The sequence below is a fragment of the Spirosoma aureum genome, from assembly GCF_011604685.1.
In the GTDB taxonomy this organism is placed as follows: Bacteria; Bacteroidota; Bacteroidia; order Cytophagales; family Spirosomataceae; genus Spirosoma; species Spirosoma aureum.
The window spans coordinates 4,253,419-4,275,010 of sequence record NZ_CP050063.1 but is presented as its reverse complement, the minus strand read 5'-3'; the positions used below and the strand labels follow the sequence as shown (position 1 = coordinate 4,275,010).

The following is a 21,592-nucleotide window of genomic DNA, read 5'->3' as shown; positions in this document are numbered from 1 at the left end:
TTCGTGTTTACGCATCAGGAAGGCTGGCAGGAAAGCGGTAATTTTGACTTGGTTATAACGGTACTACTATGGATACCCTAAGACGATTTGAGACAATAAGCGACTACAATGCCTTCAATAATAATGAAACCCTGCACCCGCTGGTAAGTGTTGTCGATCTTTCCAAGGCAGATCCAAGACAAGGGTCCCGCATGTATTTTGGCTTCTACACTATATTCTTAAAAGACGTCAAATGCGGTGATTTGGTATATGGCCTGCATACCTATGATTACCAGGAGGGTACGCTGGTTTTTCTGGCACCGGGTCAGGTGGCAGGGATAAATAGCAACGGGGAGACGTATCAGCCCAAAGGCTATGCGCTGGTTTTTCACCCGGATTTAATTCATGGTACTTCGCTGGGGCGTCACATACAGGAATTTAGCTTCTTTGGTTACCAATCGAATGAAGCCCTGCACTTGTCCAAACGTGAACGAGGTATTGTGATGGATTGCTTTTCTAAAATTGACTATGAATTAGAACATGCCATCGATACGCACAGTAAGAAGCTGATTGTGAACAACATTGAACTTTTCCTGAACTATTGTGTCCGTTTTTATGACCGCCAGTTTATTACCCGGGATACTGTCCATAAAGGGATACTGGAACGGTTCGAGCATTTGCTGAATGAGTATTATCAGGCTGATAAACCACAACTTATTGGTTTGCCTTCCGTGGCTTACTGCGCCAGTGAATTGAATTTGTCGGCAAACTATTTTGGTGACCTGATCAAAAAAGAAACGGGTAAAACCGCGCAGGAATACATTCAGACAAAGGTGATCGAGGTGGCCAAAGAACGGATATTCGATCAAAGCAAATCCGTTAGTCAACTAGCCTATGAATTAGGTTTTAAATATCCCCAGCATTTCATGCGCTTATTTAAACAACGGGTTGGCCAATCGCCCAATGAATACCGGACGCTACATAACAATTAATAGCCTGCATTTTTCTACTTTATTCTTGTCTTGATGCCTAGGCAATCAGGCAAATATGTGGCAGACTACAATTATATTGAAGATTAACCAGAAGCGGTCCCCTGGAGCAGACACGTTTGCTCTACGGGGCCGCTTCTGGTTACGGTGTCGATGGATTACCGTTGCCGTTCATCGTTTATCGATTCGATACAGTCTTCCGCCGTCAGTAATGGCATATAAGGCTCCGTCTGGCCCCTGGGTTATATCCCGAAACCGTTGACCCTCACTCGCCAGCAGTCGTTCTTCACCAACCACCCGATTATTTTCGATCACCAGTCGGACAATGTGCATCCCACTCAATGCCCCAATAAACAGGTTATTTTGCCACTCCGGAATCCGATTACCGCTGTAGAAAGTCATGCCACTGGGTGAGACAACCGGGTCCCAATAGTAAACCGGCTGCTCCATGCCATCTCGTTGCTGAATGCCTTCCCCAAGGCGCTGGCCGCTATAATCGATCCCGTACGTAATGACAGGCCATCCATAATTCGCTCCAGGCCGGATGCGGTTGATTTCGTCTCCTCCTCGGGGCCCCAGTTCTCCTTCCCACAAATCACCCGTTACCGGATGGATGCTTAATCCGTGCTGATTTCGGTGGCCGATGGAATACAATTCGGGTCGAACGTCTGCCTGCCCAGCGAACGGATTACCCGGAGCGGGGCCGCCGTCAGTTGTGATCCGGATAAGTTTACCGATGGCGGAGTTTAAAGCTTGAGCCTGTACCCGGATGCCCGGATCGGAACGATCGCCACTACTTACCAGTAGGTTTCCAGTCCGGTCAAAAATAACCCGGCTGCCGTATTGATTAGTGCCTGCATATGCTGGCGTGGCCCGGTAGATAACCGTTACGCCCTCCAGACTTGTTTCATTCGCTGAAAGCCTACCCTTGGCAACGGCCAGAAGATTACCAGCAGTTGCCCGTTCCGAAAAGCTCCAGTAAATCATTCGATTGGTCGTAAAGGCTGGATCGATACACAAGCCTAGTAAACCACCCTGGCCACTGCTATTGACCGCCGGTATACCGCTTAGTGGAGCACTCACTTGCCCGCCAGTCGTTACAAGTCGCATCGTACCCGCTTTTTCGGTAATGAGAAATCGCCCATCCGGAAGGCAGGCAATGCCCCATGGACTCGTCAGGGCTGTAGTCAGCACGTTGCTTTCGAAGGGGGTGGTAGTACGGACACCCGTCACTCGGGTTTGTCCCGAAAAAGCGGGACTATAGGTTGAATTGGGTCGATTCGTTTCGACCGGTGACGTACTGGTTGTCGTTGTTCCGGAAGTTGGCGGAGTTGTTCCTGTAGAAGGCGTGGCTGGTGTATCGCTATCCGTTTTGCAGGAAGACACTGCAATTAAGATACCGGCGGCAATAAACAACAGTTGGTTTTTCATAGTCGTTGCGTTGAGTAGTAAGGTCGATAGGTAGAGAAAGCCGGATTAACTCTTCCAGCTCTCTCTAAGCTGTGTTTCTTCTAATTTGACTTCGTCGCCGTGGCGGCTTTCTCCATCACGTCCAGCCTTGCTTTTCGTTGATCGGTCGTACTAGCTGCCGATCCATCGGGTCGAAACTCAAAAACATCATTCTTTTTTAGATCATAAACGGGCCATTTGGCCAGTCCATTGCCATTGGGATCACCCGTTTTAGCGAAGTTGGCCCAGTACGTATTCATCATCTGAGCAACCGCTTTGCTTTTGGGGCTAACGGTGACGCCATTTCGGTCTCTCAGGTTGTCGAACGCATAAACAATTTCAGACGCGTGGGCTGCGCCATACCGCATTCGTTCCTGCATGGAAGGGTCGACGTAGGAGAAAAGATAAAGGTATGCCGGTGCACCTTTGGCGACAAAAGCCCTTGCGGTGAATCGGGCCGGCTCCGCCCAAACCTTGTCGGTGTTGACCAGTGTAAGCATCCGGGCGAATTCAGTGTTACCATCTGGGTCGTAGGCTGCGGTAAATTCATTCTTCAGGGGACCGAACATAGCGACCAATTCTTCCTTCGATCTGGCATTGACAAAGCCGGCCTGTACTTCGGCGCTATTCGACCCGATTAGTAAGGGTACCTTCGGCTGCCTTCCAGCCTTAAAAGCACTCTCGGCAGTTTCCACAACGAACTTGCCATCGAAAATCGGACCTGAATAGGTTTGCGGTCCACCCTGCCCCGCGGTTTCCTGACCGCCATCTACAATCTCGGCAGCACTGAGCGCACGGAGCTTAGCCAGCGCAGCCGCATCGGTGCCTTCGATGCCATACCGCTTAGCGAAGTTCACCCCGATCGTTTCAGCCGATACCGGATAATTCACATCCGCATTTTCTTTATTGATTGGGCGCCCTGTCAGCACGCCGTCACGAGCGCCACCCGATTCACTGATCGCCTTCTGAAAAAGGTCTTTTGCCGCCGGTATGGAGAGAAGAGAAAGTACCGAGACTCCGCCTGCGGACTCACCGAAAATAGTAACGTTTGCTGGATTTCCGCCAAAGGCGGCAATGTTCCTCTTCACCCACTGAAGGGCAGCAATCTGATCCATGTAAGCATAACTACCCTTGGGTTCTTCCGGATGCTCGCGACTTAGCGCAGGAAACGCGAAGAAGCCCAATCGGCCCAGTCGGTAGTTGATTGTGACCAGAATAACGCCTTGCCGGGCAAACTGAGACCCTGTAAAATCCGGCTGAGAACCGCTACCGAATACGAACGCACCTCCGTGAATCCACACCATAACCGGAAGCTTTGATTTCTCGGTAGCATTGGCGGGTTTCCACACATTAAGAAAAAGACAGTCTTCGGATGAGTTGGGCGACAGGGCTGCCGCACCAGCAGAAAATCCTCTTTGAGGAGCATCTGCTCCAAATTTGCTGGCATCGCGCTCGCCCTCCCAGTCAGGAACAGGCTGGGGTGGCCGCCAGCGATTGGCACCGACCGGGGCTGCTGCATACGGAATGCCTTTGAAGCTGGAAATATCCCCCTCGGTCACGCCACGTACGATTCCGGAGGCCGTACGGACCGTTGGCATTGATTGTTGCGCCTGCAAGGCGTGGGTAATCAGGAGGGCAACCCCTACCAATATTATTTTTCTCACGATGCTTTGGTCCAGGGTGATACTTGATTCATTGCGTCGACGCATCCAAGCGGCTATAGTGCCTTGGATGCGTCGACGTGCATTATTGCAGCTTAAATCCGCTTGTCCAGCGTGGGCTTAAAGGGCTGATTATATTGCCGTTTGCCGGTATTTTTATACAACGCATTGGCTACGGCTCCAAATACCGGCGGAAAGGGGGGCTCACCTAACCCGGTCGGGTCGAGGTCATTTTCAACAAAGTGAACCTCAATCAGTTTTGGCGCTTCGTTATGCCGGATGATGCGGTAATTGTTGAAGTTACTTTGCTCGGCAGCCCCATTTTTATGCGTAAGAGCACCATAAAAAGCATTGCCGATCCCGTCGACCACTGCTCCCTGCACCATATTGGTTGCCGCATCGGGGTTTATTACGATACCGCAGTCCATGGCACTGAATACTCGCTCCACGTAGGGCTGACCCTCTCGGGTCACCATATCGACTACGTGGGCCGCATAGGAGTTATGACAGAAATAAGCAGCTACACCACGATGGTACTTCTCATTACCGGGCTTATTCCAGCCCGACTTATCCCGTACCAATGTCAACACGCCCGCATACCGGTCGGCGTCGTACTCATTATTTTTGCCAACCGGATTTTCCTTGGCCCGTTTTAGAAGCTCCAGTCTAAACTCGATGGGGTCTTTACCCATAGCCTCAGCTACTTCATCCAGGAAGGATTGTTCGGCGGCTGCGTTAAAGTTGGAACGTGGGGCCCGGAACGCACCAATGGTAATATTGGAAGGTATCTCCCAGCCTTCAGCCAGGTAATTATCTACGGCACCAGCCGGAAAACGATTGGCATGAATCGCATGTTCGGGTATGCCACCCCCTTTCACATGAAAGGCAATCAGGTTTTTATTGGCGTCTAAAGCCGCACGATACGTTGCCGTGTACATCGGGCGATAAATCCCGTAGGTCATGTCATCTTCGCGGGTGTAGATGAGTTTGATCGGTGCTTTGGCTTTTTTGGAGATCAGAGCCGCTTCGGTGAGATAATGGCCATACGCCCGGCGACCAAAGCCTCCACCCATCCGAGTCATCTGAATCTCAATCTTGTCGGCGGGAAGATTTAAAATTTTCGACAGTGTCGGTTCGATCCAACCAGGTGCCTGCAACGGGCCTACCAGCACTGCCTTTTCTTCCGTCACATGGGCGAAGAAATTCATCGGTTCCATGCAGTTATGGGCCAGAAACGGAGCATTATAGGTGCGTTCGATTACCTGAGCCGCATTCTTGAAAGCCGTTTCGGGGTCGCCGTCTTTTCTCAATTGCTGAGCTGGTTTTTTGGCATACTCCTGCATTTTTTCCAGCTGGGCAGTGGTGCTTTCAAGCCCTCCCGGAACTACAACCTCTCGTTTGCCGCCCCTACCCATCATGGTATCTTTGGTATCCCCGATCGGCTCCCACTGGGCGAGTAACTTTTTGCGGGCATTCATAACTTCCCAGGTCGATTTGCCAACGATGACCAGCAAATCATTGAACGTCCGGGTATCGAAACCACCTTGCTCGAAACCGTCTTCATACAATTTCAGATTAAAAACCTCCTTAATGCCCGGCATTTTGAGGGTTTGCGACGCATCGAACGATTTCAGCTTCATACCGAAGGCTGGCGGATGCTGAATCATGGCAATGAGCATACCGTCAGCCCGATAATCCAGCCCAAATAGCGGTTTTCCGGTTACGACCTTGAAGCCCTCTACATTTTTCTTGGATTTTCTGACGATGCTAAAATCCTTCGGGGCTTTTAGTTTCATGCCTTTCGGCACCGCCAGGGTAGCGGCTTTACTGGCCATTTCACCATAGTTCGCCGACTTCCCGCTCGAATGATGCAATACGCCCGCTTTGGTCGTTACTTCTTCTATCGGCACATTCCAGGTTTGAGCGGCTGCCTGACACAACATCTGTCGGGCAGCGGCCCCGGCTTCCCGGAGCGGTTTCCAGTACATCCGGACTGAATTACTGCCGCCCGTAAACTGTGGCCCTAATTTCGTGCTGTCGTGCGGCCCCATCTCAACGACAACGTTTTTCCAGTCTACGTCTAATTCCTCGGCAACGATCATGGGCAACGAAGTCATCACGTTCTGGCCAAATTCGGGATTTGGGCACATGAGTTTAACTACATTGTCAGCTGTTATCTGAATGTAGCCGTTGAGCTGGGCCCATTGCTCGGGCACATTCAGGGTCTGCAGTTTATCAGCGGCTTTCGCGCTTGATAACCAGCTAATGCTGAGCATCATACCCCCACCTGACAGCAAGGAAGCCTTTAGGAAGGAGCGTCGGTTATATGTCGATTTAGTAGTAGTCATGGTCAAGGTTTTGTTAACGGGTTGACGGCTGTCTTACTTTTTGGCCGCTGATTTGATGGCTTCTTTAATGCGCAGGTACGTTCCACACCGGCAGATGTTCCCGCTCATGGCGGCATCGATATCAGCATCGCCGGGATTCGGATTGGACTTCAGCAGGGAAGCCGCACTCATGATTTGCCCCGCCTGGCAGTAGCCACACTGCGCCACATCGTGTTCCAGCCATGCCTTCTGAACGGGATGGTCGCCTTTGACCGACAAGCCTTCAATGGTGGTGATGGCCTCCTTGCCGACGGCCGAAACCGGCAGTTGGCAAGAGCGAACTGCCGTTCCACTCAAATGGACGGTGCAGGCTCCGCACTGAGCGATACCACAGCCGTATTTGGTGCCGGGCAAGTCCAGATGATCACGTAATACCCAAAGCATGGGCGTCGATGGGTCGACGTTTACCTGCCTGATTTTTCCGTTAATTTTTAGATTATATGTGGCCACAGTGATAGGGTTTAATCGTTATAGTAAGCGTTTGAATCACAAGATAATAGATCTCATATTAAACAAAAACAGCGTTCTGTTCAGTGGTTATCCGATCATGGATGGGGCCAGATCTGTCGGTCAGAAAACCTCCGCTCCGCTGACTGAAAAAGGCTTTGATTTCACTCAGAATGGAAAGCGCGATCTCATCGGGGGTTTCTGCGCCAAGATCCAGACCAATCGGAGAATGAACCCGTTTCAGGCTCGATGCGTCAAACGAGCATCCCGTTCGCTCCCACTGGTTCTTCATTTTTTCGTAACGTTTACGTGGACCCAGCATGCCAATATAGGGCACCTCAGTTTTCAAAAGCCTGGTCAACACAGCCAGGTCGTAGGTGTAGTTGTGCGACATCAGCACAGCGGCTGTCTGATCCGTGAAGGCAAGTTTGTCCGTCACGGCATCAGCATCGGCGTAGAGCAAACAGGTCGCTTCCGGAAAGCGTTTGGGAGCTAAGTGTGCAATACAGTCTTCGGTTACCGTGACCCGCCAGCCGATTTCGGTGGCCAGCCTTGTGAGTGGGATCGTATCGTAGCCTGCTCCGAAAATCACTAGCTCGATACCGGGATCCAGACGTTCGATAAAGACTTCAACAATACCACCGGGTATCGGAATAATGGAAGTCAGGGGTTTGCCGACCTGCATAACCAGTTCCATATCCTGCCGAAGCCAGTTTGGAACCGCATCCGTGGGGTGCTCTGTGAGCACAAATCGACTCCCCTCCCGTAAGCCCGTACCGGGTGTTCTCCGGCAAATTGTGGCAATGACACGACGGTCACGACGCTGACTGAATTCGCTTAACAAAGCTATGGGATTGGTTGGATCGGTGGGGTCAATAGGCTCCAAAAACACGTCGATGATGCCGTTACAGCCCAGTCCTACGCCCAGACTGTTGGCGTCGTCATCCATCGTATCGTAGCGCACGACCATTGGTTTACCATCGAGCATAACCTGTCGGGCTTTGCGCAGGGCGTCTCCTTCCAGACAACCGCCACTGATAGCCCCTTCCCAGCGGCCATCGTCACTGACCAGCATCCGGGCTCCTGGCCGTCGGTAAGCTGACCCTTCTACGTACACCACCGTTGCCAGCGCCACCTTACGCTGAAAATGGTCAATTTGCTCATAAACAGTCAGAATACGATTGATTTCTTTCATGTCTTGCGCACTCGATGGGATTATAGCCAGAAACTCGTCCGAATAGACTCAAGCAGTCCATCATCCACTTGTTTAATCAGGATGGCATCCTGACAAAGGTCTCGATTAAACGGCTAGTGGGTGGTATACAGATTACGGATGTTACTACCATTTTTACTGATTTAGTAGGGAGTAACTTTGGCTACCGTTCGGTAAAGTCTACCTTTAGGGAGAATAAATTAACTGCATTATTTGACGATACTATGTCGATTTAGCGGTTTAGCCATTAACGTTTTCGGTCAACTCAACCACTGTCTTTCACAGGTAGTAGCGCCACGAGTTTCCTAAGTAAATCAACCATATGTACCCTATTGACCATGGTAGTCGTCGAGAACAACCATCGGCTGGGATTACAAGGCTTTCTTTACCTGAACGAACTCGCGGGAACTGACTTTGCCGGATCGGGCAGGATGGGCATGATAGCTATTAAAGCGGGCATGAAATGGGTTCACAAAAACAATGCTCAGGTTGGGGAGATCCGAAGAATGTAATGATTTGGACCAGTCTTGTCTCAGAGAGCCGTACCATGGTTTTTAACCGTGGCACGGCTCTCTGAGACAAGACTGGTCGTAAACTTCATTGACATTACCTGACAGGAAGCTAGCTCAGCACAAGGCACTATTTCCAGATCGATTTGGCCGTATATAGCTTAAGGTCCTTGATCTCGATACGATTACCCCAAAACTGAAGGGCATCTTTAGCTGTCGAAACCGGTTTTCTTTCGATCGAGTACGAATAGGCCCCGTTATCGATGAATACCTCTATAGAGGTCCGGTCCACATAGATATCGGCCGTCAGTTCCATGCTGGTCATGTCTTCCGGCGAATAGAAAATACCATTGACCAGATTAGCATTCAGATCGTAGTCCAGCACCCGCTGGCCCAATAGAGAAAAGCCCGCACTGGTTGCATGCGACAGTTTTATGGTTGTCTTTACTCTGAACCGGTCAAACGGCTGAAACGATTTCAGCTTCTCGTTCGCTTCGGCAGCACTCAGTGACGTCCATTGCTGAACTGGTTCAAATAGTTGCTCGGTTTCCCGAACCGGTACACTACCCAATCGCAGGCCATTTTTGGTCGTACGAAGCTTTAGCTCGGTTGGCAGCAACATCATGTTGTTAAAGGGCATTCCGGGTTGCTGAACGCGGCCCCAGCCAATTTGAATGCGTCGGGGATCGTTTTCCGGCATATTGGCAAAGGTCTGGGCCGCATAGATAGTGCCGGACGTATAGGAGTGTTTGCCGGATTCGGGCGTGAAGGTTTTCCCATCGAATGAGCCGATCATATACGTGGTTGAAGCGCCATACATGACCCATTTTGTCTTACTTTTATCACCATCGATGGGCAATTCGAATAAGTCCGGGCATTCCCAAAAACCCGTCACATGGCTTTCATACGCCCATTCCCGGAGGTTTTTTGAGGTATAGACCGAATGGCCGTCCCGCTCGTTTAGCACCATCACCCAATGATTGCCGGGTTTATACCAGAACACGCGCGGGTCGCGGGTATCCTTGCTGTTCCATTTAGCTTTCGAATCGATCAGCGGGTTCCTTGCATATTTTGTCCAGGTACGGCCTTTATCCAAACTATAGGCCATACACTGAATTTGTTTTTCCGGATTATCAACGGTAAAAAAAGCGACCATTGCCGGTATCGTTCCCTGATTAAAGCCAGCCGTATTGGCATAATCGATCACGGTTGACCCTGAAAACATCGTTCCCAGGCTATCGGGTACCAGAGCGGTTGGCAATTCCTTCCAATGGATCATATCCGTACTGACGGCATGCCCCCAGGACATGTTCTCCCACTCCCGTTCGTACGGATTATGCTGGTAAAAAAGATGGTACTCTCCCTCGTAGAAGATCATGCCGTTCGGATCGTTGATCCAGCCCCGGCGGGTAGAAAAGTGGTATTGCGGACGATTCTTTTCTTGATAGAGCGAATCCTGACCGGCAATTTGATCGTCCTGATAAATTTTACTCAATCCCTCCGGCGTGCCCTTGTAGCCGATGGTAATGGTTTTACCCTGTAGAGCAGCCATGTCACAAAACACCCAATAGTCGGGTTTACTACCAGCCAGCCTTATTTTGAATGAGCGTTCCAGCTTATCACCTACCCTAAAGTGCATGGTTTCCCTGCTTTGCTTTTGCGAAACGGGCAGGTTCAGGTATCGCTTGGTGATCTTGATGGATCGCTCCTGCGCCTGAAGTGAACCACTACCACACAAGAGCAACAGGTATAGCATTATGTATTTAAAAGCTGGTTTCATCTGAGTAGAGTCAATACAGGCTGAAGTATGAATTGGGGCATTTATACTTTTAAGAGCAAGCCGTTCACTAATTCGTTCGGCACTTACGCAGCCGTCACTGCCCTGGTCCATTCGTAGTACAAACGTCTCCCTTGAACCGATGAAAAGATTCCTGCTCTCAGGCCTCTTGATGGCGCTTTCCCTTCAGGGAACCGCTCAGCAACAACCCGCCAATCGGCCAACGTTGGTGGCCGGAATTCCCGTTAATTATCAGGAAGACTCGGTGGGTTCTTACGTACTCCCTGATTTACTGAAGTGCGCTGACGGTCAACCAGTAACCAATGCCAGGACCTGGACACAAAAACGTCGCCCTGAACTGCTTAAACTCATTGAAGAAATTCAGTTTGGGAAAATGCCCCCTCGCCCAACGGAAATGAGCTTTAGGGTCTTTGATCAGGGAACACCTGCTTTTCAGGGAAAGGCGATTCGTAAACAGGTAACGGTGTATTTTACCCGCGATACATCCGACTATAAGATGAATCTAGTCATCTATCTGCCGAAGGCCATCAAACAACCCGCTCCTTTATTAATGAATATTTCTTTCTCGGCTTACAACCAGATCATTGACGATCCGGGGTTACTGGTTGGTTCGATCTGGAACCGGGAAGGCAAAAAAGTTAGATCCGACAAACCCAGCAACTTTGGCAAAATGAATGTTGATCAATTTTTAGAGGCTGGAATTGGCTTTGTTACGGTTTATTACGGGGATATCGAGCCGGATTTTAAGGAGGGAATTCGCTATGGTATTCGGGGAAAGTATATAAAATCTGGTCAAACCGAACCAGCTCCAACTGAATGGGGAGCCATTTCGGCCTGGGCCTGGGGACTTAGTCGGGCTATGGATTACTTCGAAACCGATAAGCAGATTGATTCGAAACGAATTGCTCTCCAGGGTGCTTCCCGTTTAGGTAAAGCGGTTCTTTGGGCAGGCATCCACGATACCCGATTCAAGCTGGTCATTGCCAGTATTTCGGGCGAAGGGGGAGCGGCCCTGAGTCGACGTAATTTTGGTGAAACGATCAAGCATATTACCGATTCCACCCGGTACCAGTATCAGTTTGCTACCAACTATCATACGTATGGAGACAAGGTAACTAGTTTACCGATCGATGGCCACACGTTAGTGGCTTTGATGGCTCCCCGGCCTTTACTTCTCCAGACGGGCAGCACTGATTACTGGTCAGATCCCAGGGGTGAGTTTTTGTCGGCGGTGGCAGCGGCCCCGGTCTATAAACTATTCGGAGAAAGCGGTCCGCAACCCACAGACACACCCTCAGCCAACGATACGTCTTTGCTGTTGAATCACCTTGGTTACTTTATGCACGAAGGTGGTCATACGGTTTTGCCCACCGATTGGCCTCATCTGATTGCCTACATGAAAAAATACCTTTGATTTCGTAAGAAGTTTTCGGGCGTTTATCCTATGATTGAGTGGGACAGCAGGTAATATAGATCGAACTCAACCCTACCCCTCTTATTGTGTCTCCGAGCTGTTAACACTACTATTCTGCGAATAGTATCGGTTTCTAGCCGCCATTAACACGGCCCTTTGGAAATCCGATGAGACAGCTAAGGTCGGACGGCATAAGGGAGTGGACATTTATCTTTCTTATTCGGTTTTTCCAAAAGCCCGTATTGGTTGATGTGGCCTTAAAATTGTCGGTACTGCCTGAATGGATTTTCTTCAAATAGTGTTAGACTGTATCTTTGCGGGCTTTTAATCTGTGTTCATACGAGTCAATTCCCTGACTAAAATACTGATTACCAGCAGCATCACTAAAGAAGATCGTACTAATTTACAAATCGCAGGACTTTGAATCCTGGCAGATCATTATGAGCAAACACGGACGCATTTTAGTCGCCATGAGTGGCGGCATTGACTCCTCACTGGCAGCGGTTATGCTGCATGAAGAAGGCTATGAAGTAATCGGCATGACCATGAAAACATGGGATTATGCCTCGTCGGGCGGCACAAAGAAAGAAACCGGCTGTTGCAGCCTCGACAGCATCAACGACGCCCGCAATATTGCCGTCAGTCTGGGATTCCCACACTATATTCTGGACATTCGCGAAGAATTTGGTGATTATGTGATCGACCACTTTACGGGCGAATACCTTGAAGGACGAACTCCTAACCCCTGCGTTTTGTGTAACACCCACATTAAGTGGGATGCGCTGCTTCGCCGGGCTGATCGGCTTGACTGTGAATCCATTGCTACTGGCCACTATGCCCACATTCGGGAAGAAAATGGCCGGCACATTATTTCAAAAGGTGTTGATACCCTTAAAGATCAATCCTATGTGCTCTGGGGTGTATCGCAGGAAAGTCTGAGCCGGACAAAGTTGCCGCTTGGCCACCTTCGGAAATCAGAAATCCGCGAAATGGCTAAAGAACGGGGCTTTATTGAACTTGTCACAAAGTCAGAATCCTATGAAATCTGTTTCGTACCCGATAATGACTACCGTGGTTTTCTGAAACGGCGAGTGCCTGGTCTGGAAACAGAGGTAGCTGGCGGCAATTTCGTGCTGGAAGGTACCGGCAAAGTGTTAGGCAAACATCAGGGTTATCCATTTTATACCATTGGCCAACGGAAAGGTCTGGGCATGGCATTTGGTCAACCCATGTTCGTAACTGAAATCAGGAAAGAAACGAACGAGGTGGTTTTAGGCGTAGATAAAGATTTGTATCGTGATGGAATGCTTGTCAGCAAACTGAATCTCCAGAAATACGATCATATTGCTGGTCCGCTCGAAACGGTCACCAAAGTACGGTACAAAGATGCGGGTACGCCAGCCACTATTTCGCAACTTTCCGACGATAAAATCGAAGTGCTTTTCCATGAAGGGGTCTCAGCAATTGCGCCCGGTCAGGCCGCTGTTTTTTACGAAGGCGACGATGTCATTGGTGGTGGCTGGATTATGAAAAGCTTCCGCCAGAGCGATGCTTCGCAGAGTCAGCATCAAACAGGCGATCAGGTAGCTTTAGTTTAAGCCTGAATCGATGCAGGGTGCAATGGAATTGATCGACTCTTCTCGATCTGATTATCACTCACGGGTAAAGACCCATCGTATGTCTAGAAATTAATTCTCTGCATACGATGGGCCTTTGTCGTTAAACGGCTTTCTTTGTAACTAGACTGCAACAACTTAACCTCCATGAAGAAGTGCTTGCTATTAACGGGCTGGCTGGTAGCCTTAACTATTCAGCTTTTTGCCCAAACACCTCCTACCGGCCACCCAAATACAAACGGAGCTGGCTGGAAACCACTCTTTGAGCGCGATCTTTCTGACGCTGGCTATCCTAAAGGTGTCTGGAGTTTTGAGGAAGGTGTATTGACCGCTACTGCTGATAAATCAATCTGGACGGCCAAGCCCTATAATGACTTTATACTTGATTTATTTTTTCAAACGGCCGATGGAACCAACAGTGGCGTTGTGGTGCATTGCAGCGACACCACCAACTGGATTCCGAACTCGGTCGAAATTCAGATTGCCGACGATCATGCCAAGAAATGGTCAGAATCGCCCACGAACTGGCAATGCGGGGCTTTCTTCGGCCATCAGGGCCCTACCAAAAGTGTAGTTAAAAAGCCCGGCGAATGGAATCGCTATACGGTGACTTGCCAGGGCAAAATGATTTACATCGTCCTCAATAATCAACTTGTAAATACGATTGATCTGACAAAATTCACCTCGACCAAGAAAAATCCTGATGGTTCTGATGTTCCGGCCTGGCTCAATAAACCCGCAGCAGACCTTCCTTTACATGGGTTCATTGGTTTACAGGGCAAACATGCAGGAGCCCCTATTTACTTCCGAAACTTAAAAATCAAGGAATTGTAGGTGTCTGCTCCGCTAAAGGTACTTTTTTGGTGCGGCAGTTGTTAATCAGGTACCATGCAACATGAACCCCAAACCCGGCACAGCCGCGCCCTTCCCGAACTCCGATTCTCGCTTAACCTCCTGTATGTTGGCCGGCTTTTGGTTGGCCTGAAGTCAGCCGATGAGGTCGAAGACCTGTTTGATAACCGCATCGAGACAGTAACTGATGAATTGGTAGCCACGGAATTACTTCACGAAGCCGCAGTTCTGGCGGGTGATATTTTGCCGGTAAACCCCTCAACACAAGCCATGGACGATGCAGCGTAAGCAACAATCTGCTTTCTTTGTACCTCCATCCATTTTTTTCCCATGCCCGACGTTCCGTTTGCCGCCCTCTTCGATATGGACGGCGTTATAGTTGATAATACTGACTTTCATATCAATGCCTGGCTCCAGTTTGCGCAACAAAAAGGCATCCCATTAACTCGAGATCAATACATTGACCATATCAACGGCCGCGTATCGGCTGATGCTATGGCCTATGTGTTCCAGCGTCCTATCCAGCCCGGCGAACTGATCGTTCTTACTGAAGAAAAAGAAGCCATTTATCGGGAGCTCTATCGGCCTCATCTCCAGCCAGCACCAGGCCTGATCTCGCTTTTAGAGGCTCTGAAAGCCCGGAATGTTCCGACAGCCATTGGCACGTCGGCACCGATGAGCAATGTGCACTTTACACTTGACGGCCTGTTGCTCCGGCCTTATTTCGACACCGTCGTCGATGCAAGTATGGTTAAACATGGCAAACCCGATCCTGAAATTTATCTGAAAGCAGCCGAACGTGTAGGCGTCGAACCCACACGATGTGTGGTTTTCGAAGATGCGTTTGCGGGTATTCAGGCAGGACTACGGGCGGGTATGGCTGTTATCGCCGTTGCGACTACACTGACCCGAGATGAACTAGCCAGTTCGGGAGCCTCGCTGATTGTGGATGATTTTATTGGGCTAACTGTAGACGCTATCCGCGAAGTGGTCAATAAAACGGTTCATTGACCCACCCGTATTTCGTACCTTTGCCGGATCAATTTGTTGTAGTACCAACGTTCATGTCTTTGACCTCTTCATCCGAAACGTCCCTGATTCCTGCCCGTGAGGGCTTTTTCTTTCCGGCCGAGTGGCATCCCCACGTAGCAACCTGGTTGAGCTGGCCACATACCGAAGCGTCGTGGACCAACGAGCGCCAGGAACTGATGTTTCCAGCTTATATCGATTTCATTAAGGCCATTTCTGACAGCGAACAGGTCTGCATCAATGCCCACAACGACATTGTGATTCAGGCGGCCAAACTTCGTCTGCTGGCGGCTGGCGTAAACATGGATCGGATTACCCTTCTACCCCACCCGACCAATGATTCGTGGTGCCGTGATCATGGCCCAGCGTTTCTGATCAATCCGACGAATAAACAGCGGATGATCGTGAATTGGGGCTATAATGCGTGGGGAGGCAAGTATCCACCCTATGACCGCGATGATCTGATTCCGGTAGAAATTGCCCATTATCGTGGTCTGGACTATGTAACTCCGGGCATCATTATGGAGGGCGGTTCGGTTGAGTTCAACGGGGCTGGAACCGTACTGACGAGTCGGGCCTGCCTGCTCAACCAAAATCGCAACAGCCAGCTGACGCAGGCTCAAATTGAGCAATATCTGTGTGATTTCTACGGCGTTCAGCAAGTACTTTGGGTAGAAGAGGGTATCGTTGGCGACGATACCGACGGCCATATTGATGATACGGTCCGTTTCGTGAACGAGGACACGGTACTGGCAGCCTATGAGTCGAATCAAAACGACGACAATTACCCATTTCTTCAGGAAATCCATCAGGAACTGAAGCAGATGCGGTTACTGAATGGAAAGCAATTGACCATTGTCGAACTGCCTATGCCCGATCCGGTCGTGAGCGACGGGCTGCGGCTACCGGCTTCCTATGCCAACTTTCTGATAACCAACAAATCAGTTATTGTTCCAACGTTCCGCTGCCATAAAGATCAGCCAGCATTAGACATTATCGGCCAGTGTTTTCCCGGCCGCCAGGTAATTGGCATCGACTCGACCGATATTGTCTGGGGGCTGGGCAGTTTTCATTGTCTGAGCCAACAGGAACCTAGTGTCTGACGAATCTATGTACGATAACAAAACGTTTCGATCCGTTGCCAACACCGATAACGGCGAAGTCAGTGGTGAAACCGTGTTCCATTACCACCAGCAGGGCCCGCTCGTTTGGGCAGATTATGGAGGTGGAGCCATTGTGAAAGGGTTCCTGATCGCTACTGTTCAGGAGGATCAGAGTCTGGATATGCGCTATCAGCACGTCAATACGCAGGGTGAACTGATGACAGGTCGGTGTCGATCAACGCCCGAAACGCTGCCCGATGGCCGCATCCGGCTGCATGAACGCTGGCAATGGACCAGTGGTGACGAATCGTCGGGCGAGTCTATCGTCGACGAAATTCCCTCCTGAGCAACTTAATTTATGCGAATCTGTTCACTCATTATCTCGTTCATGCTTTCACTTGTTATAAGTGGATGTTCCAGGCAAACCGCGCTTACCGCTGAGTTAACGCCACATTTGCTGAAAGCAGTAAATCTGGAAGAAACCGTTAGTCGTCGTGATGAATTGATGATGGCCTATTCCATGACGAGTTTTGACGCCAAAAACAAACCCGTATCGGTTGTCAATGGCGGTTGGGGTGTAGAACCGATGCAGCAAGGTCAACAGCTCGACCTGCGGGCAGCCGGTTCTGCCAAAGCCTTGCCCATTAGTCTGGAACTGCCTCACAACGGTCGTATAGTTGCGTCTTTGGTGCTGATTGAAGTGGACGATTACAACCGGGCAAAGCAAATGCTGGACCGGGTTCGCCAGGTGCATAACATCGTGTCAGGGCCAGCAGCACTGGTCATCACAGCCACGGAAGTTTTGACCCCACTGAAATACATAGCGGCTGGTCTGGTCGCGTCGGGCATCAGCCTGAAACTCGTTGATCAGCTTGACGACGACGATCTGCTCGGACAAAGCAGCGTTGAGATTCACGAAGCCGAGTTACGACAAAAAAAGCAACGGATTGTGCATGTACCCACCGTGTTTACCGGTCAAAACCTACGCGACGCCTTTGAGTATCATCTCGACTACGATATTGTCCTTAAAACCGTGAAAATCCAGCCCAATCGCCAATAAGCATTCGCCTGTAGCGTTGCTAAAGAAGAACGAATGTTTTTACCATTAACTTGGTTTTTAGTCTACTGAAGCCTGCGACCAGTACTACCGATAGTAGCAGATAGTAACCCCATATATCAATTTTCTATTCCGACGCTATGCGCCAATTCACAGGCGGTATCTTGCTGGCACTTGCCATAACGGCTTGCAAAACAACCGCACCAGTGGTTCAGCAAACGCCCCCACAGCCGATTATTCTGACGCTGGGGAACAAAGCCTTCACCACGGACGATTTCTTTCAGTCGTTTACAAAAAATCAGTTCTCGTCCGATTCTGCCCAACGAACCGACGTTAAGAATTACTTCGACCTGTACACCAATCTGAAACTTAAAGTACTGGCTGCTGAGACAGAAGGACGCGACACTACCGAAGCTTTTCGGGAGGAAATGAACACCTATCGAAAGCAACTGGCCCAGTCATATCTGACCGATAAAGTGCTGGTCGAATCCCTGTCGGCCGAAGCCTACCAGCGGATGCAGGAGGAAATTAATGCATCGCATATTCTGGTTTCGGTTGTAGAAGATGCCGCTCCGGCCGATACGCTTGCGGCCTACCAAAAGGCTTTGTCTATTCGCAAACAGGCGCTGGCCGGTACTGATTTCGCTTCACTGGCCCGCACTAATTCACAGGATAGCCAAACAGCGCCCAATGGTGGAAATCTGGGCTACCTTACAGCCTTTTCGCTGGTTTACCCATTAGAATCTGTTGCCTATACGACGCCCGTTGGCCAGGTTTCGATGCCCGTTCGGTCACGAGCAGGCTATCACCTGATCAAGGTCAACAACCGCCGGCCGAGCCGTGGGAAACTACGGGTCGCTCATATCCTGGTTCGTCTGAGCCCCAGTGCAGACGAAACGGGCCAGAAAGCCGCCCAGGATCGTATCGATGCGGCCTATACCCGCCTGCAAAAAGGAGAAGCCTTTGAAACCGTTTGTCAGGAAGTATCTGACGATGTTACCTCCCGAACGAACGGCGGATTGCTACCAATCTTTGGCGTCGATAAGCAAGTCCCCGCTTTTGAAGAAGCGGCTTTTGGCTTAACCAAACCGGGTGAACTTTCGAAACCTATCCGTACTAACTACGGCTGGCACATCATTAAGCTCGTTGAACGTAAAGGGCTGGAGCCTTATGCAGATCTGGCCCCTTCGCTACGTCAGCGCGTGATGACCGATACCCGCGCGGATGTATTGCGGCAGGCTACTGTACAACGGTTAAAGAAAGAGTACGCGATCCAGGAGGATAAAGTGGTGGTTGAAACCGCATTAGCCAAAGCCGATAGTAATCTTTTGCGCGGGCAATGGCGCTATACCGAACCACTTGATCCCGCCTTGCAGAATAAACCCCTTTTTACGATCTCCGGAAAGCCCGTTACAGCTAACCAGTTTTTCGCGTATGTGCGTCAGAAACAGCTCCCTCAGCGCAATCCGGCTTTAGCCAATACGAATCCCGTCACGCCTTCTGCGGGCTCACCTGCGGTTTCGATGCGCCGATTACTCGACCGGTTTGAAGGCGATCAGTTAATTGCTACTGAAGAAGCGAATCTGGACAAAAAATCGTCTGAATTTCGTTCGCTGCTCAATGAGATTCGGGATGGTGTCCTGCTCTCGCAGGTAATGGAGCAAAACGTTTGGGAACGCTCGATGACGGACTCAACCGGGCAACGACAGTATTTTGATCAAAACAAAGATAAATACCGTTTCCCAGAACGGGCTGTCGCAACGATCATTGTGGCTCAGAACGACGATTTGCTGAAACAAGCCCGCGAAATGCTGGCCGTAAAACCGCCCTATCAACTCAAACGGTCGGCGGCCGATCTGCTGTATGATCGTAACCAAACGGCTCTGACTGCCCCGCAGCGGGAAAATATGTATGACGTGTTGGTGACTCTTGCCCGTAATCCCGACTATGTCGTTGAAGTATCGGGGGCTCATGATGCGGCAGAACGCGATTCTGTTTCGGCGGGTCGGATTCGAGCTGTTGTCAGTTATTTACAGAAGAGCGGGATTTCGCTGAATCGCATCGCGGAGAAGGATTATCAGGGAGCTCCACCCCGCCGAACAACCGATGCGACAAAAGACACAGGGGTTCAGCGCCGAATTTCGTTTCAGTATTTTTCGAATGCCAAGACCGATATTGCGAAAGTTCTGAACAGCAACTATCAGCTTACCTCGGGCAATCCAGCCCTAACGGTTACCGAAGGCATTTTTGCGGAAGGGAACAATCAATTTCTGGACAGTATCGATCAATGGAAAGAAGGAACGACAACATTTAATCGGGATGGGAAATCTGTTTCGATAACGATCAGCCGCATTGAACAGGCGCGGGGTAAAACGTTTGCCGAGGCCAGGGGTGCGGTCATTAACGATTATCAGACGGTACTCGAACAACAATGGATTGCTCAGCTTCGGCAAAAGTATCCCGTGAAAGTTAATGAAGACGAAATCCGGAAATTAGCGAAGTAAACGATAAAAGAACAGTGGTTAAATTTCTATGAGTAGAAACGGAAAGTCCAGTGTCCAACATCCGAAATCTAACCACTTAAAGCAAGTTTCCCTCTTAAATTTCCTTAAAACTCAGAGCTATTTAGGTTCTGTGCGTATATTTAGATCATGAAAAAAGTAATCTGTAGTGCTTTCATCGTTTTGATGGGCTGGTTTCTGACCGCACCGGTCTTTGGCCAGGGTCAGGGTGTAAGCCTGAATAAGATCATTGCAAAGGTCGATAACTACTACGTTCTGCGGTCTGATCTTGAAGAATCTTACCAATCTTATGTTGGCCAGAATCAAACCCCTCCCCAGAAATGCCAGTTACTGGAAAGTCTGGTTATTAACAAAATGATGCTGGCGAAAGCGGAGATTGACTCCGTTGTTGTCGATGATAAGATCGTAGACAGTGAACTCGACCAGCGGATGCAATACATGGTCCAGCAGTTTGGTTCCGAGAAAAACATCATTGAAGCCTACGGTAAAAGCCTGGAGATGCTCAAGAGTGAGCTTCGCCAGCAGGTGAAAGACCAGAAGATTGTTCAGAAAATGCAGCAGAAGATCACGACCGACATGAAGGTAACCCCTCGTGATGTTCGTAAATTCTTTGATGCTATCCCGAGAGACAGTCTGCCTTATATGCCTGCTGACGTTGAAGTCGGGCAAATTGTCCGGTTTGCGAAACCGACCAAAGAGCAAAAAGAAGTGCTTCGCCAGAAATTGCTGGATCTCAAAAAGCGTGTTCAGGCGGGTGAAGACTTTGCCAAATTAGCCAAAGAAAATTCAGAAGATGTTGGTTCTGCCCAGAATGGTGGTGACCTCGGCTTTGCCAAGCGGGGAGCGATGGTAGCCCCGTTTGAAGGAGCGGCTCTGAAGCTAAAACCGAACGACATTTCGGATGTTGTTGAATCTGATTTTGGCCTTCACCTCATTCAGTTACTGGAAACCCGCGGTGCAGAATACCACGCCCGGCACATCCTGATCCGGCCCGATTATAATCGGCTGGATTTAACAGGCCCAACCCATTATCTGGATAGTTTACGGACACTTATCGTTGCCGATTCGATAAAATTTGATAAGGCCGCCCACGACTTTTCAGAAGATAAAAGCACAGCCGACGCTGGTGGCCTTATTCGCGATGCACAATCGGGAAGCAGTCGTCTGGCTATGGATGGCACAATGGAATATGCGATGTTCCAGATGCTCGATACGATGAAAGTGGGTAGTATTTCGGCTCCGCTGCCTTACCGTACTGAAGACGGTAAAAGTGCGGTACGGATCTTGTATTTCAAGAGTAAAGTAGCGCCCCACACGGCCGATTTCAAGATTGATTTTGAAAAACTCCAGAACATTGTGTTAACCAACAAAAAGAACCGCGCTATTGATGAGTGGTTCCGAAAGTCGGTTGCTGATGTTTATATCACCGTCGATCCTGAATTTCAAAGCTGTCGCATCTTTGGTACTACCCAAAACAGTGCGGCCGCCCTCGGTCAGGGCGGAAATTAGTGATGAGACGGTTTGCCGATGTGGATGACTGGTGACCTTCATCACACATCCTAATCGG

Annotated in this window: 18 protein-coding genes; 12 read left to right on the top strand and 6 right to left on the bottom strand. The window is 49.8% G+C overall.

The genetic code is table 11. The features are described from left to right. The first annotated feature begins 68 nt into the window (after nt 1-68). Nucleotides 69-971 (top strand): helix-turn-helix domain-containing protein, encoded by a 903-nt coding sequence (locus G8759_RS16885; protein WP_167209947.1) that lies wholly within the window; start codon nt 69-71, stop codon nt 969-971. A 168-nt stretch (nt 972-1,139) separates the two neighbouring features. Here G8759_RS16885 and G8759_RS16880 read toward each other — a convergent pair whose 3' ends face one another. The 5 genes from G8759_RS16880 to G8759_RS16860 all read right to left on the bottom strand — a co-directional run bounded on the left by G8759_RS16880 (nt 1,140) and on the right by G8759_RS16860 (nt 8,107). Then, nucleotides 1,140-2,399 (bottom strand): PQQ-dependent sugar dehydrogenase, encoded by a 1,260-nt coding sequence (locus tag G8759_RS16880; RefSeq protein WP_167209944.1) that lies wholly within the window; start codon nt 2,397-2,399, stop codon nt 1,140-1,142. A gap of 80 nt (nt 2,400-2,479) precedes the next feature. Beyond that, a complete protein-coding gene (locus G8759_RS16875) occupies nt 2,480-4,081 on the bottom strand; it encodes a carboxylesterase/lipase family protein (protein WP_197933143.1) in 1,602 nt (533 codons plus the stop codon). A gap of 92 nt (nt 4,082-4,173) precedes the next feature. Next, complete coding sequence (locus G8759_RS16870; protein ID WP_167209940.1) at nt 4,174-6,426, bottom strand: xanthine dehydrogenase family protein molybdopterin-binding subunit; 2,253 nt, start codon at nt 6,424-6,426, stop codon at nt 4,174-4,176. A gap of 33 nt (nt 6,427-6,459) precedes the next feature. Next, nucleotides 6,460-6,915: a (2Fe-2S)-binding protein gene (locus G8759_RS16865; protein WP_167209938.1), complete on the bottom strand. Its 456-nt coding sequence runs from the start codon at nt 6,913-6,915 to the stop codon at nt 6,460-6,462. A 58-nt stretch (nt 6,916-6,973) separates the two neighbouring features. Beyond that, complete coding sequence (locus G8759_RS16860; protein ID WP_167209936.1) at nt 6,974-8,107, bottom strand: XdhC family protein; 1,134 nt, start codon at nt 8,105-8,107, stop codon at nt 6,974-6,976. A gap of 356 nt (nt 8,108-8,463) precedes the next feature. Here G8759_RS16860 and G8759_RS35920 point away from each other — a divergent pair, with 356 nt between their 5' ends. Then, the gene (locus G8759_RS35920) at nt 8,464-8,637 is read left to right on the top strand and encodes a hypothetical protein (RefSeq protein ID WP_232074283.1); all 174 of its coding nucleotides are present in this window, start codon (nt 8,464-8,466) and stop codon (nt 8,635-8,637) included. A 127-nt stretch (nt 8,638-8,764) separates the two neighbouring features. Here the strand turns inward: G8759_RS35920 and G8759_RS16850 are convergent, their stop codons facing one another. Continuing rightward, nucleotides 8,765-10,414, bottom strand: a complete 1,650-nt coding sequence (locus tag G8759_RS16850; protein ID WP_167209934.1) for a 2,6-beta-D-fructofuranosidase — start codon at nt 10,412-10,414, stop codon at nt 8,765-8,767. Nucleotides 10,415-10,553: 139 nt separating this feature from the next. On the opposite strand from G8759_RS16850, the gene G8759_RS16845 reads away from it, so the two are divergent. From G8759_RS16845 to G8759_RS16800, 10 genes are all read left to right on the top strand, one after another. Further along, on the top strand, nt 10,554-11,846 hold the full coding sequence (locus G8759_RS16845) for a glucuronyl esterase domain-containing protein (RefSeq protein ID WP_167209932.1): 1,293 nt from the start codon (nt 10,554-10,556) through the stop codon (nt 11,844-11,846). Nucleotides 11,847-12,286: 440 nt separating this feature from the next. Beyond that, a complete protein-coding gene (gene mnmA, locus G8759_RS16840) occupies nt 12,287-13,444 on the top strand; it encodes a tRNA 2-thiouridine(34) synthase MnmA (RefSeq protein ID WP_167209930.1) in 1,158 nt (385 codons plus the stop codon). 165 nt (nt 13,445-13,609) lie between these two features. Next, entirely contained in the window at nt 13,610-14,296 is a 687-nt protein-coding gene (locus G8759_RS16835) for a 3-keto-disaccharide hydrolase (RefSeq protein ID WP_167209928.1), read from the top strand. Between the two features lie 54 nt (nt 14,297-14,350). After that, entirely contained in the window at nt 14,351-14,602 is a 252-nt protein-coding gene (locus tag G8759_RS16830) for a hypothetical protein (protein WP_167209926.1), read from the top strand. 42 nt (nt 14,603-14,644) lie between these two features. Then, complete coding sequence (locus tag G8759_RS16825; RefSeq protein ID WP_167209924.1) at nt 14,645-15,325, top strand: HAD family hydrolase; 681 nt, start codon at nt 14,645-14,647, stop codon at nt 15,323-15,325. A 53-nt stretch (nt 15,326-15,378) separates the two neighbouring features. Continuing rightward, the gene (locus G8759_RS16820; protein WP_167209922.1) at nt 15,379-16,446 is read left to right on the top strand and encodes an agmatine deiminase family protein; all 1,068 of its coding nucleotides are present in this window, start codon (nt 15,379-15,381) and stop codon (nt 16,444-16,446) included. 7 nt (nt 16,447-16,453) lie between these two features. Further along, nucleotides 16,454-16,792 (top strand): n-acetylglutamate synthase, encoded by a 339-nt coding sequence (locus tag G8759_RS16815; RefSeq protein WP_167209920.1) that lies wholly within the window; start codon nt 16,454-16,456, stop codon nt 16,790-16,792. A 42-nt stretch (nt 16,793-16,834) separates the two neighbouring features. After that, nucleotides 16,835-17,506 (top strand): hypothetical protein, encoded by a 672-nt coding sequence (locus G8759_RS16810; protein WP_232074282.1) that lies wholly within the window; start codon nt 16,835-16,837, stop codon nt 17,504-17,506. Nucleotides 17,507-17,643: 137 nt separating this feature from the next. Then, entirely contained in the window at nt 17,644-20,007 is a 2,364-nt protein-coding gene (locus G8759_RS16805) for a peptidylprolyl isomerase (RefSeq protein ID WP_167209916.1), read from the top strand. A 147-nt stretch (nt 20,008-20,154) separates the two neighbouring features. Continuing rightward, entirely contained in the window at nt 20,155-21,534 is a 1,380-nt protein-coding gene (locus tag G8759_RS16800; protein WP_167209914.1) for a peptidylprolyl isomerase, read from the top strand. Nucleotides 21,535-21,592: the final 58 nt, after the last annotated feature.

Coding starts and splice junctions, on each gene's coding strand:
- G8759_RS16885 (WP_167209947.1), top strand. CDS start 69: ATGGATACCCTAAGACGATTTGAGACAATAAGCGACTACAATGCCTTC.
- G8759_RS16880 (WP_167209944.1), bottom strand. CDS start 2,399: ATGAAAAACCAACTGTTGTTTATTGCCGCCGGTATCTTAATTGCAGTG.
- G8759_RS16870 (WP_167209940.1), bottom strand. CDS start 6,426: ATGACTACTACTAAATCGACATATAACCGACGCTCCTTCCTAAAGGCT.
- G8759_RS16860 (WP_167209936.1), bottom strand. CDS start 8,107: ATGAAAGAAATCAATCGTATTCTGACTGTTTATGAGCAAATTGACCAT.
- G8759_RS35920 (WP_232074283.1), top strand. CDS start 8,464: ATGGTAGTCGTCGAGAACAACCATCGGCTGGGATTACAAGGCTTTCTT.
- G8759_RS16850 (WP_167209934.1), bottom strand. CDS start 10,414: ATGAAACCAGCTTTTAAATACATAATGCTATACCTGTTGCTCTTGTGT.
- G8759_RS16845 (WP_167209932.1), top strand. CDS start 10,554: ATGAAAAGATTCCTGCTCTCAGGCCTCTTGATGGCGCTTTCCCTTCAG.
- mnmA (WP_167209930.1), top strand. CDS start 12,287: ATGAGCAAACACGGACGCATTTTAGTCGCCATGAGTGGCGGCATTGAC.
- G8759_RS16835 (WP_167209928.1), top strand. CDS start 13,610: ATGAAGAAGTGCTTGCTATTAACGGGCTGGCTGGTAGCCTTAACTATT.
- G8759_RS16830 (WP_167209926.1), top strand. CDS start 14,351: ATGCAACATGAACCCCAAACCCGGCACAGCCGCGCCCTTCCCGAACTC.
- G8759_RS16825 (WP_167209924.1), top strand. CDS start 14,645: ATGCCCGACGTTCCGTTTGCCGCCCTCTTCGATATGGACGGCGTTATA.
- G8759_RS16820 (WP_167209922.1), top strand. CDS start 15,379: ATGTCTTTGACCTCTTCATCCGAAACGTCCCTGATTCCTGCCCGTGAG.
- G8759_RS16815 (WP_167209920.1), top strand. CDS start 16,454: ATGTACGATAACAAAACGTTTCGATCCGTTGCCAACACCGATAACGGC.
- G8759_RS16810 (WP_232074282.1), top strand. CDS start 16,835: ATGCTTTCACTTGTTATAAGTGGATGTTCCAGGCAAACCGCGCTTACC.
- G8759_RS16805 (WP_167209916.1), top strand. CDS start 17,644: ATGCGCCAATTCACAGGCGGTATCTTGCTGGCACTTGCCATAACGGCT.
- G8759_RS16800 (WP_167209914.1), top strand. CDS start 20,155: ATGAAAAAAGTAATCTGTAGTGCTTTCATCGTTTTGATGGGCTGGTTT.